This is a genomic window from Roseibium album (assembly GCF_965233825.1).
Lineage (GTDB): Bacteria > Pseudomonadota > Alphaproteobacteria > Rhizobiales > Stappiaceae > Roseibium > Roseibium album.
On sequence record NZ_OZ247583.1, the window covers coordinates 1,232,691 to 1,245,799 of the forward strand.

Here is a 13,109-nt window from a genome sequence, read left to right on the forward strand (position 1 = left end):
TATGCCTCCGGCTGACGGTACTTTGGTGAAACTGATGATTGTTCCCTACGAATCGTCCAAGGCGTTCGCTGACAGCCTGCCTGCCGGACCGACATTCGAGGCGCAGATCAATCCTGCCGAATATACAGACGCCGTCGAACTGGAAATGAACGCCGATGAAACGCCTCAGGGCGCTGATGGCAATGAGGCGAAGATCAAGGGTATCAAGCCCCGGACATTCACATTCGACCTTCCTCTGGAAGGTTCAGGTGTACTGAACGCGAACGGCCGGCATGGCGGGGACCCCGGGTCTTCCGAAACCCTGATCGAACGTCTCGATGCCTTTCGGGAAACCGTCGGGTTTTCCGGTGAAGTCCACAGGCAACGGTTCCTGCATCTTGCCTGGGGGCGCTTGTCCGTCACCTGCGCACTGGAAACTTATTCTGTCAATTTCAAGCTGTTTGACCCTCAGGGCAATCCGCTGCGTGCCGTCCTGAGCGCAACATTCAAGGAGCACAAGGATCCTGAAGTTCAGGAAAAGGAGAAAAACCTCGCCAGTCCGGACATCATGCATGGTCATTTGATTCACGATGGCGACACGCTTGTGAACCTGACTTACGGGGTCTACCGCGATCCGGGTCTTTACATCGCCGTCGCGGAAGTGAATGGCCTCGACACGGTCCGCAATCTCGACTCGGGATCGGACTTGATCCTGCCGCCGGTGAGGTAACGGATGCCGCTCGAACCCACCCGCAGCGCTGCCCTGACCACGGTCACGATCCGTTCGAACGGTTCGGAAATACCTGGCACGTTCGCGTTGCTGTCGCTTGAAGTCTCGCAAGTCTGCGGCTGCATCCCGTATGCGCACCTCATCTTCCAGGATGGAGATCCGGCAAAACAGAGCTTTGATGTGGCAGCATCCGATGAATTCGCACCTGGCGCTGAAATCGAGATCGACCTTGGCTACAACCGCGAGGAAAATCTGGTTTTCAAAGGGCTTGCGACACGATTGCGCGTCGAGGCTCCGCTCAATGGATCATCACGGCTGCATGTTGAAGTCAAACATGCCGCGTTCCGTATGCACCACGCACGGCATTCCAGGGTCTGGACCGATGTGACGGATGCAGACGCCCTGTCTGATCTGGCAGCCGGTTATGGCATCGGCTTTGACGGCAGCTCGGAAACAGCACGACCACAGCTTGTGCAGCACCAGGCTAGCGATTGGGACTTTTCGGTGTTGCGCGGGGAACGGATCGGGCAACTGTTGCTTGGCGGACCTGACGGGCTTCGGTTGTTTGCTCCCGATTCCAACGCCGAGCCGTCGGTGACGCTCGAATATGGCCGCACGCTCTTCAGTCTCGATCTGGAATTGAACGCGGAAGCTCAGGCAGCCGAGATTTCAGTCGGCGCGTGGAGCCCGGCAGACGCTTCGATCGAAACGGCGGAAAGTGCGGCAGGTGATGTCGCGGGGCCCGGCAATCTCGATGGGTCTGCTCTGGCGGAAGCCTCCGGCGTGAAGCCGAAACCAAGGCAGGCGGGTGCGCGCGACCAGGCAGAACTCGACGACTGGGCTCGCGCGGCGATGCAGCGCCGACGCTTGTCGGCGGTCACCGGGATGGTGGAGGTGCAGGGTTCTTCAAGTCTCAACGTCGGCGACACGGTCGACCTGAAGGGATTGGGTCCGCGCTTCGATGGACCGGCATTTGTTTCCGGATTGCGTCATTCGATTTCGCGTGGCGATTGGCGCTGCTTCGTCCAGATTGGCCTCGATCCTGCCTTCCACGATGAACGGCACGACATCTGCGCACCACCTGCTGCTGGTCTGATCCCGTCGATATCGGGGTTGCAGATCGGCATTGTCGACGAAGTTCACGATGATCCTGCAGGCGAAGACCGTGTCGCTGTCCGGCTTGCGACGGAAACCGAGACATCCGAACCCATCTGGGCACGACCGATGAGTGTGGGCGGCGGCGCGGAACGGGGCCTGGTCATGCTGCCGGATCCCGGTAGCGAATGCCTGCTCGGATTTTTGGACAGCGACCCGCGCGACCCTGTGCTGATAGGCGGTCTGCACAGTTCTGCCGCCGCTTCACCGTTGCCAGGTGCGGACGGCAATGATCTCAAAGGCCTGGTGTCGCGTGCCGGCACCCGCATCGTCTTCGACGATAGCGGACCTTCGCTGGTGATCGAAACGGAGGGAGACCGGACGATCGCGCTCTCCGACGACGATGGCACGATCGTCATATCCGACAGGGCCGGCAACAAGATGGAATTCGACGACAGCGGCATCACGCTTTCCAGCAACTCCGACATCACTCTGGATGCCAGGGGCGATGTCCGGATCGATGGCATGAACGTCAACGCGGCCGCAAAAATCGGCATGGAGGTGAAGGGGAACACCTCGGCCAATCTGAAAAGTTCGGGGTCGACCGTCGTGCGCGGCGCGACGGTCGACATCAACTAGGAACACGGGAGGATCGACATGCCACCGGCTGCCCGGATCAGCGACTTCCATACCTGCCCGATGCAGACCCCGGCTGTCGTGCCGGTTCCGCATGTCGGCGGGCCGATCGGTGGTCCGGGCGTGCCACTGGTTAGGATCGGCGGCTTGCCTGCAGCGGTTCAGGGAGACATCGCAACATGCGTTGGCCCGCCGGACACAATCATCAAGGGATCAATGACGGTCAGGATCGGAGGCCGCCCGGCCGCGCGTCAGGGAGATCCGACAGCACATGGCGGAACGATTGCCATGGGACTTCCAACAGTCCGGATCGGAGGGTGAGAAATGGCCGTCGAGGACCGCTTCATCGGTACGGGTTGGGGGTTTCCGCCGACATTCGAAAATGGCGCGGTTGAGATGACCCAGGGCATTCAGAACATTCGCGAAAGCCTCAGAATTATCCTGACAACGACACTTGGTGAACGGCTCATGAGGCCGGATTTCGGGTGCAGGATCAAGGAAGAGGTTTTCGGGCCGATGAATTCCACGCGCCTGACGATGATCGAAACGGTGATCCGGCGCGCAATCCTGCTGCATGAACCGCGTGTCGAGGCAAAACGCGTCACCGTGGAGGCCCGGCAGCCGGAAGGCATTCTGGAGATTTCCCTGGAATACGAGATCCGGGGAGCGAAGTCGCGGTTCAGTCTGGTGCTGCCTTATGAGCTGGAGGCCGTATCATGAGCACCTGCGATCGCCGTGGCCCCTTGTCAAGAACCGGAACGGCGCAGCCGGACCGCGACATCGCCGAACGGCGGGCAGATCATTTCCAGCTCGATGAACGGGATGTTGCGGATCTGATCCAGTTCGGAAGGCGATTTGCGCGGCAGATCAGGTTTTATCGGAAAGACGGTGCTGCGGCAGGTGATTGGGCAGCCTTCTTCGACAGCGACATCTCTGCTGTGCTGGCGTCTGTCGCGCGGTTGCCGGTTGAGCCCTTCCGGCGTGCGCTCAGCGACGCACAGGGCTTTCTTGAAAGCGATCCGGCGCGGCCGGAGGCGCAACTGCGTGCGCATTTTGCACTGGTATTTCATCTTGCGATCGCGCTTGTACAGGAGTTGACGCTTCGCTTGTCCCCACTTGAGGCCGAGCATCCCTTCCGCCGCAGCATCACGAGACTTCTGGTGCAAAGCGCGGCACCCCGTCTGGCTGAACTTGCCCGGTATCACCAGGGGGGGGTCGATGAGGGCGTTGTCCTTGCGAGTGCGCTCAGCAAGAGCAATCTCAACACCTCCGACAGCCCAGGGCCCGGACCACGTATCGCCGACGAGGTTCGCGACATCATCTTCAACGGCGAGGCCTTTGAAGTCACATCGCTGCCTGTTCATGTCGTGAGCGGCTTCGCACCCACCGGTTGGAGCGATTTCTATGACGCGCAATCTCCGGATCCCTCTCCCTATCAGGACGGTTCGGACGTATACGCGCAGATTTACGATGCGTTGAACTACAATCTGCTCGTCTCCACCATGGAGCGTATTTTCCAGGCTCTGGCCCGTGCCAGGAAGGAAGCGGAAGCCCAGCTCAAGCAAAGCCTGGAAGACTTTGCCGGCCATACGCCGCACTACGGACTTTGGCTTGCGTTCCTGTCGATATATGACCGCGCAAGGCGGGAACTGAATGACATTACCGGCCGGCACATGGACTTCTACTATCAGGACGTCCTGCGTCTTGCGCGCAAGGCTCCGGACGCGGATCACGTGCATCTGCTGGTCAAGCTGGCACGGGGAACCGAAGCGCATTTCCTGCCCGCCGGCACTGCCGTCAGGGCAGGGAAGGACGACCAGGGAACAGACGTCGTCTACGAACTCGACGAGGATTTTGTTGCCAATCGCGGCCAGGTCGCGGATTTGAAATCAGTAAACGTCGGGACAAAGACATCCGGTGGCAAGCAATATGTAACCGCCCGGGGGTCTCCCATCACCGCGTCAGCAGACGGGCTGGGGTCCGAACTCCCGGAAACATCGCCACACTTCACCCCCTTCGGTCCGGCGAACGCGCCGTTTGCCCGCATCGGGTTCGCCGTCGCTGATCGCCAGCTTTTCATGCGCGAAGGAAGCCGGATCGCTACAATCAGCTTCAAGACATCGGTGTCCGCTCCGGTTTCGTCGCTGAAAGGGTTCAAGGCACGGCTGACAAGCGAAGACGGTTGGCTGGAACTATCTGCTCCGTCCGAACTCAAGGTCAAGATTTCAAAGGAATTGCTGGTCTTCACGCTGACACTTGGCGGCGATCATCCCCCGATTGTCCCACACGATCCTGACGTGCATGAAGGTCTCTACCCGGCCGGACTTCCGGTGGCCGAGATCCTGCTTGACTGGGACGGAAACGAAACTGCGGCCTCCGGAACGATGGCGCTCTTGAGAGATGCCGATCGCAAGAGCGTGAAGATCCAGACCGAAGCCTCCGGACTACGGCAGATGAGCATCCGGACAGATGACGGTACTGCAGACCCGTCTGCAGTGTTCACGCCGTTTGGCGTGCAGCCCCGCAAGGACGCGCACTGGATAATTGGCTCAAGCGAAGTGTTCTGCCGTACCCTGGATACGCTGACGGTCAAGGTGAAATGGGCGGAGACCTATGTGAAGGGGCAGTTCTTCGACAATCTGGACGCCGGCTCATATCAGGTCGGCTTTGACTATCTTTCCGGCGGCATGTGGCGGAGCGGCGATACGAAGACGGCGTCCCTGGATCTGGGCGGCACAGGCATGCGGACTATCGCGGCAATAGAGCCGGGTACGGCTGCCGCGGACGCAGAACTGTTGCCTGAAGATCAGCAATTCGACGCGAAACAGCGCTCGGGTTTCATGCGATTGACGCTGAACCGCGATTTCGGACATGACCGCTATCTTGATGCCAAGACGCTCGCGCTGATCGATCTTGCCGGTGGCGGTGGAACGCAGCCGGTCATCATGAGCGCTGGCAATGTTAAGTTGCCCGAGGTTCAGATCCATCCAAGTGTTGCACCGGGTTTCGAAGCCCTCACGCTGTCATCTGGATTGCCGGATCCGCCATACACTCCGGAAATTGCGGAAATCGCCCTGGATTACAAGGCAAAACAGGTCACCGCTCAAGAAGTTTGGCGGCTACATCCGTTCGGCATTGAACCGGCCAACGGGCAGGGTCGAATCCTTCCGGATTTGCCCTTCGAAGGAGCCCTGTTTATCGGTGTCATGGCTCTCGATCCGCCCGAAACTCTGTCTTTGTTGATGCAGGTTGCCGACGGCACGGGCGATCCGTTGCTTGAATTGCCTGAACTCGACTACGCCTGGCTGAGCGATGGTGGCTGGAAGGCATTCAAGGCTCAGGACGTCATAGACCGGACCGGAAATCTGGCAGGGTCCGGACTCTTGTCATTTGCCGTGCCGCAGGAAGCATCGACGTCGGCACCCCACATGCCTTCCGATCTGCACTGGTTCAGAATATCGGCACCTGCAAACGGCGAGGCGGTCAATCACCTTCATCTGGTTGCTGCGCAGGCACTTCAGGCAACCTTTGTCGATCAGCGCAACGATCCTGCATTTCTTGAGAACCGGCTGCCGCCCGGAACAATCGGCAAGCTCTTGCGTCCGGATCCGGCGGTCAAGGGATTCGAGCAGCCCTTTGCCGGTTTTGGAGGTCGTGGACAGGAAACGCCGGAAGAATTCCGTCGCAGGGTATCAGAGAGACTTCGGCACAAGGATAGGGCCGTTACCATGTGGGACCATGAACATCTTGCCCTCGAAGCGCTTCCGCATGTCTATCGGGCAAAGTGTCTCAATCATACGGAACTGAAGCGTCAGTCCGGCAAGGTTGTTGGCGACAACGAGATTGCACCCGGAGCTGTTACCTTTGTCGCTGTCCCCTATACGTTTGGTGCCGATCTCAGGGATCCTCTGCGACCCTATTCAGATCGGGCGACGTTGCGCGACTTGCAGGCACATCTCTCGCGACGCTGTTCTCCGTTCGTGAGACTGGAAACCGCCAATCCGAAATTTGAGGAAATCCACGTGACCATGAATGTCGCGTTCCGGGCGGGCATCGCGGACACCGACTTTTATCGCAAGGAGATCGAAAACGCATTGATCGGTCACCTTACGCCCTGGAAGGAGAAAGGATCGCGCGGCGTCGAATTCGGCGGCAAGGTCTACAAGTCGACTGTGATCGACTTTGTCGAGGAATTGCCGTTCGTCGATTACCTTGAAGACGTGAAACTTTTTCACAGGCCGGACCTGGAGGGACCGATCCCTCAGGTCGATCTTGAAATCATCCAGTCCTCAACGGCACGTTCAGTTCTCGTCTCGGCGCGGACACATAAGATCGGACTGGTGTGATGGCAGACGATCTCTTCATTTTGCAGGGAAACAAGCCGGCCGGTGCACAGGACTACGAGGCTCTGCGCCGGTTGGGCATCGAACGCATTACCGCCTTGTGCGGCGAAATCTGGAGCAATCACAACTCATCCGACCCCGGCATCGCGATGCTCGAAGCGATGGCATATGCGATAACCGACCTTGGATACCGCACGGCTTTTCCGGTTGAAGACCTGCTGACACGTCCGGACGGCCTGATCGGGCCTGCTTCGGAAACGGGACTTTTCCCTGCGCACGAAATCCTGACCACGTCACCCGTTACCGTCAACGATCATCGTCGTCTTCTGATCCGGATCGAAGGTATCCGCAATGTCTGGCTAGACCCGATGACCGATCCGGAAGAGCCCGACAATTTTCGCCTTTCCGAAACGCCTGTTTTTGCCGACTGCCTGGCAGATGCCTTGTCGCACGATCCGCTCAACGTGGAGGGTCACGACAATCACCCCGTCAATGTAAGTGGTCTCTACCGGGTTCTGGTGGAACTTCCGGTTAATGATGCGCTTGGCTCTCTGAACGAGGCGGCCCTGGAAGTAACCCTGAGAGCGGGACCGCTCAAGGGCGTGGTCCTCACGCTAAATCTGCCTGGCGATACAAATTTGCCCTTCGAACAAGAAGGTCTTCCCGACCCGTTCGATCCTGATGCAGTGAATGTCAGTAATGTCACGGAAGTCGGCAACGGCATCGAGTTCAGCGCGAACATCGAAGTTGAACAGGGTGGAAACCCGATTGCTTCGCTTGCCGCGCTGGAAATCACGGTTCTCGAGGACCGGCCCAGGCCGACTGGTGATCCCGTGGTCGTCACCGCTGCCGATCTGCAGGATGCATTGGAAGAAACAGGTCCCGCCGGTCCGGCAGGCCTCTTTTTGCACAAGCGTGAAGCACGCCGCCGCGCCCTGACCGCCGTCAGGCGGGTGCTCCATGCCCACCGTCCCTTGTGTGAAGACTATCTGTCCATCGACAGTGTCGCGCCCTATCGCGTGGGACTGTGCGCTGATGTCGATGTGACACCCGCCGCCGATCTTGAAGAAGTCGAGGCGCGAATTCTGCATGCTGTCGAACTCTACCTGAACCCGCCGCCGGTTTTCCGGACACTGGATGCACTTTTGGCCGAGGGTGTTCCCGCAGACGAGATTTTCAACGGACCTTATGTCAACTTTGATTTTGAAGTTGAAGACCGCCCCGTCTTCACCAAGCCTGGGTTCATATCCGATGACGATCTGGCCGCTTGCGAGTTGCGCCGAAAAGTTCACGTCTCAGATCTGATCAACATTATCATCGACCTGGACGGCATCGTTGCCGTCAGGAACCTTACGCTGAGGGCTTACGATCTGCAGGGTGTGCCGCTTGGCGACACGGAGCATTGGACACTGGAGGTTCCGCCGGGACATCAGCCGGTCCTGTTTTTCTCCGGTACCAAACTGACCCTTTACAAAAACGAGTTGCCTTACCGTGCACAGCCCACCGAGCTTGAACGCACGCTCGAGCACCTTCGCGCGTTGTCAAAGGCAGAACTTTACGTGCCACCCGATCAGGTCCTTCCGCCGGTCAGAGGCCGCTGGCGGAACCTCGACCAGATCCCGACCCTGCAAAACGAGTTGCCGAGGAATTTCGGCACGGATCGCTTCGGACTTCCGCCCGATGCAACGAAAGAGCGGGTCGCACAGTCGAGGCAGTTGAAGGGTTACCTCACGTTTTTCGATCAGGTTCTTGCCGACTACCTTGGTCAGCTCGCGGCCGCGCGCCGCATCCTGTCGCCCGACAAGTCCCTCGAACAGACCTGGTTTCCACCGCACCTTGGCCATTTCCCGGGACTTCGCGAGGACTTCCCGAGCGAGTTTTTCGTCAATCCGGCGCAGATGACAACGAGTGACATGTTCAGGGTCCGGCTGAACGAGACGGAAGAGGCGTTTCTGGACCGCAGGGCCCGGGCATTGAACCATCTGATCGCCCGATTTGCCGAGCGTTTCGCCGACTATGCGCTGATTTCATTCCAGTTGTCTGGCGACCGGCTGATGACCGCCCGGGAATTGCTCGACGAAAGATGTGATTTTCTGGCTGAATATCCGCTTGTCAGCCGCGAGCGCGGCGAGGGTTTCAACCAGTTGCCTGAAGCCCCGGCGGAGATTTGGAACAGCGGCAACATATCCGGTCTGGAACGCCGCGCAGGACGCCTTCTGGGCATCTCCGACCTGGATCGGCGCGACCTTCATTGCGGCCAGGTATTCGATGTCTTCTTTGCAACTCGGGAGGACGGCGGGAGTTTTCGAGTTGCAATCGTGACGGACGATGATGAAACGCTGTTTTCCTCCGAGGAGACCTTCGCCACCGCCGGCGCTGCACTGAATGCGGCGCGGCCGCTTGAATTCCTGATGGCGGATGAAGACACATATGTGATCGACGACAGTGCGGGCGAGGGCGCCGTGGTGTTGCGTCTCGAGGGTGGCGGGACAGTGCTGACGCAGCAAGGGACGTTTACCGAACCTCATGAGGCTTCGGACACCGCCCGGCGTTTGCTGTTTCACTACAATGCGCTTTTGCAGCAGGACTTTTGCGAAAGCGAAGGCATGCATCTGATCGAGCATATTCTGTTGCGGCCGCGTGCGCCGGGCGATGCCCTGATGTCGGTCTGTCTCAGCGAGGATTGCCAATTCTGCGGTGAGGAAGACCCTTATTCCTTCAGGGTTTCCATTGTCCTGCCCTATTGGCCGGAACGGTTCAGAAACCTGCATTTCCGGCGCTTCGCCGAACGGGTCATTCGCGAGGAATGCCCTGCCCATATTCACCCGCGTATTTGCTGGGTGGACAACGCCGATATGGCAGCGCTCGACGCGGCGCATCGAGCCTGGCGCGAGGCATTGGCCACGTGGCCGCGTGACGATGCGCTGCTTGCCGGCGCCGCCGCGGAACTGATCGAGATTCTCGACAATCTGCGCACCATCTATCCGCCCGCCACGCTGCATGACTGTGACGATGGCGGCGATGACAACATCGTCCGGCTCGATGAAACCAATCTCGGATTTTTCTGAGGGAGAGACACTATGAACGACCATGCATTTGCACATTTCGTTTCCGGTCAGGTTCTGGGCGCACGCGCCTTGAACGATCTTGTCTCCTACCTCGAGGGTCAGGACCGGCTGAGCCGGCGCGCGCTGTCAGGTATTGGTGTGGTTTGTGGCTTCGACGTCGATGCCGAGGGCCCGCTCGTTCATATCTCCAAAGGCGTCGCCGTGACATCGGAAGGCTATCTGATCGCAGATGAGGCAGAAAGCTATGACCGTTTCCGCCCCTATGAATTGCCGGTCTCGGACGCCGAGGAAGTGTCGGAAGACCAACTTGCCGAAGAACGCTATCCGTTCTTTTTCGTTGATGATGAACAGATCCCTCTGTTTGAACTGGTCGATACCGATTTTGCGCCTGCCCCCGGTGAAGATGAACCCGAACCGCTGACGGCTGCTTTCCTTCAGAACAAGACAGTGATGCTGTTTCTCGAAACGCGGCTTGAATCCCTCAAGAGCTGCGATGTCAACGACTGTTCGGACAAGGGGGCTGAATGGCGTTTCACCGTCCGTCGGCTTCTGCTGACGCGGGATCAGGCAGACGCGATCCTCGCACGGGAAGAAGAGATCGCAGGCAGGCCGGTCGATCGGGCAACGCACCCCATGAACGAGCTCGTTCATCTGCGTTTGGAAAAACTCAAGATCGCTGCCACCGGCACGGACAACTTTGCCGGACTGATCCTCAGGATCGTCGGAATTGCCCTCAAGTTGAGCCAGCACCTGCCGAGTGCCTTGCGCGATGCCTATGCCGCCTACGGCTATCTTCTTGAAGACATGTACGACGAAAACGCGGATGTGTTTCCAAATACCTATTTTTCCAACGTCTGGGGGCAGCTTGCCCAGAATGTTTTCATGGCGCAGTACATGTACGACTACATGCGCGACGTTGTCATGGCCTACAATGAATTCGTCCAGGCGGCTGCAAGGTTCGAGCAGGAATGCCTGCCGAATTCGGGCCGGTTTCCCCGTCACGTTTTTCTGGGCGATGCGACCGACAAGCCGGATGCGTTCACGACAGACTTTCCAACTCCACAGGACGTGATTACCTGGAATCCGTTCAAGGCAAGCACCGGGTCCGGACTGAGACCGCGCGTGGCCGAACGCCGGACGCATTTCATCGCGTCGCCGGCACACACTCATGGCCCCCGGCTGGAGGAGGTCCGGTCGCTGTTCCAGCGCATGCACCTCCTGGCGTTGACCTACCGAACGACATCCAGGGTACAGGCACCCATTCGGCTGACACCCAGCAAGACTTGGGATGCGCCGCTCAGCGACCGGGCCATCCCGTTTTACTATGCGTTTCAGCCCGGCTCGGACCTCCACGCCAACTGGAGTTTCACGAAGACACGGACGCGACTTTTGAACACTGTTTATTCCTACCAGTTCAGCGCGCCGACCGACGCGCATCCGCTTCATTTCCGCCTCGACGGCCAGGATTTCATCCGCATCGAAGGGGTCGTCGGAAAGCCGCTTGGGTCCGCGATGGCACAACTTGCCGGCTGGAAGCAGCAGCTGGGCCTGTCATTTTCCATTGAACCGGTTTTCATGCCGCTGACGCTTGGCCCGGATGACGGGACAGGAAACAAACTCGACGATGTCGCGCGCAGCCAGATGCTTCAGGCAGCCCGACAGCTTTTCCTGTGCCGACTGAGCGATATCGACCTGATTTTTCTTGTTGTCATCAGGGCGATCTTTGCGTTCATCGTTCTACTGCTCCAGCGGCTCTGGCGACAACCTGTCCGGCCAGGGTCGGTCATGAGGCGCGGCGATGACTTCAGCGGCCCGGATCTCGCGGACGGAGTCGTCGCCGGGGGGCTGTTTGAAGTCACAACGGCATCTCGTTTTGCGCTCGATCTCGATCCGAAGGAAACGGAAGTTCTCAGGCAGCGTTCCGACGTGCTCCGCTCTGATATCATTTCCCGTCCCTATAGCGTTGACGAGGTGCTGGGCCGGGTTGCCGGCAAGCAGGAAGACGGAACCGCGGGGGACCTGTTTGCCAGGGTAGGTGATCCGGGAGGTGGCGGCAGCCTGTTCGATCGGACGCAGCGAGCGATTGTCGCCGAAGGTGGAGACGAGGTCGACGTCAAGGCAGCTTACGCGCCTGTCAGCCTCATGTCCCAGGGCATCGGTCTGATGAACATGCTGTCGGTCGACAGTCTGGCCGAATTTCAGGTCAATGAATTCGGGCGGTTATACAGAGGGTTTTCGCAAGCCTATTTGAACTACGCACAGACGTTCCGTACAGCCCCGATCGAGGATCCGGAGGCGCGCCGGAACCAGGCACGCGTCGTTGCCTCCGCTGGGCTCGTGGCGGCTCAGAGCAGCGCCTTTGCGGCGGCCAATATCAATTCGGAGATCACCGCAGCTCTCCAGCGTATGCTGTCGGAGTTGACGCTCGGAGGTTACGCACGGCGCCATCCCGGACTTGAGCATCATTGCGGTGTCAACGTCGGCGGAACGTTCGTGCTTGCCTATTGCTCAATCGATGCGCTTGTTGAGCAGGCCCGGCCAATCGACGGGGTCACGACCGGTCCGATCAGAAAGCTGGATGACGATCGGGACAACGGCAATGACGCCGCAATCGACGGAGCGTTGTCAGCAGTGGGGGCGGCGCATGCCTTTGCCACACGTGATCCGCTCGACCGTTTCGTCGTGCTCGCCGATTTCTGTCTGCCCTATCATTGCTGCGATACGGATTGCTCGGACCTGTACCTGCGTCGCCGGTTCTCCGCCAATCCGTTTGACCCGAACGGCAATCCGGGACCGATGGGCGTGCCGCCCTATGACGACGACGAACCTGGCGGTGGTGGTCCGGACGATATTGTGTCCCTGATTGATCAGCCGATCGTCAACGATCTCAAGTCAGCGGGCGGCATTCTCTGGAATCCGGGAGACTTTGTTGTGCCTGACAGTGACCGCGACGATGACGACGATATCCGGGACGATCCGCCACCGGACAGGGCGCGCGCAATTTTGAGGGGCGTTGTCATGCTCGACTCGGATCGCAATCGGGACCCGGTTCCCGAAACGGAGGTCATCCTGTCCGAAACCGGGGCGCCGACCCGCCGGGTCCCGACCAAGGGCGGCAAGTTCGAAATCCCGGTCCGGGCCGGCATGCTGGCAGTTGGAGCTGCGTCACCGGACCTTCAGGGGACCATGACCACGCTGCATCTTGATCCGGGCGAGGAGCATGAGCTCACGCTGCTTGTTTCCAAACGAAGGAGATGA

General features: G+C 59.2%; 7 protein-coding genes. All 7 read left to right on the forward strand.

Features of this window, described 5'->3' with window-relative positions; translation table 11 throughout:
- Position 1: 1 nt before the first annotated feature.
- The 7 genes from ACO6TI_RS05835 to ACO6TI_RS05865 are packed head-to-tail and all read left to right on the forward strand — an operon-like array spanning position 2 to position 13,109.
- Entirely contained in the window at positions 2-709 is a 708-nt protein-coding gene (locus ACO6TI_RS05835) for a hypothetical protein (RefSeq protein WP_196896749.1), read from the forward strand.
- 3 nt (positions 710-712) lie between these two features.
- The gene (locus ACO6TI_RS05840) at positions 713-2,443 is read left to right on the forward strand and encodes a phage baseplate assembly protein V (protein WP_055120944.1); all 1,731 of its coding nucleotides are present in this window, start codon (positions 713-715) and stop codon (positions 2,441-2,443) included.
- 18 nt (positions 2,444-2,461) lie between these two features.
- A complete protein-coding gene (locus ACO6TI_RS05845; RefSeq protein ID WP_029064960.1) occupies positions 2,462-2,761 on the forward strand; it encodes a PAAR domain-containing protein in 300 nt (99 codons plus the stop codon).
- A 3-nt stretch (positions 2,762-2,764) separates the two neighbouring features.
- Positions 2,765-3,160, forward strand: a complete 396-nt coding sequence (locus ACO6TI_RS05850; RefSeq protein ID WP_422384520.1) for a GPW/gp25 family protein — start codon at positions 2,765-2,767, stop codon at positions 3,158-3,160.
- Entirely contained in the window at positions 3,157-6,786 is a 3,630-nt protein-coding gene (locus ACO6TI_RS05855) for a hypothetical protein (RefSeq protein ID WP_422384521.1), read from the forward strand. The genes ACO6TI_RS05850 and ACO6TI_RS05855 overlap by 4 nt, the downstream gene beginning before the upstream one ends.
- Positions 6,786-9,851, forward strand: coding sequence for a hypothetical protein (locus tag ACO6TI_RS05860; protein WP_422384522.1), 3,066 nt, complete (start codon positions 6,786-6,788; stop codon positions 9,849-9,851). Before ACO6TI_RS05855 ends, ACO6TI_RS05860 begins: the two co-directional genes overlap by 1 nt.
- A 12-nt stretch (positions 9,852-9,863) precedes the next feature.
- On the forward strand, positions 9,864-13,109 hold the full coding sequence (locus ACO6TI_RS05865) for a hypothetical protein (protein WP_422384523.1): 3,246 nt from the start codon (positions 9,864-9,866) through the stop codon (positions 13,107-13,109).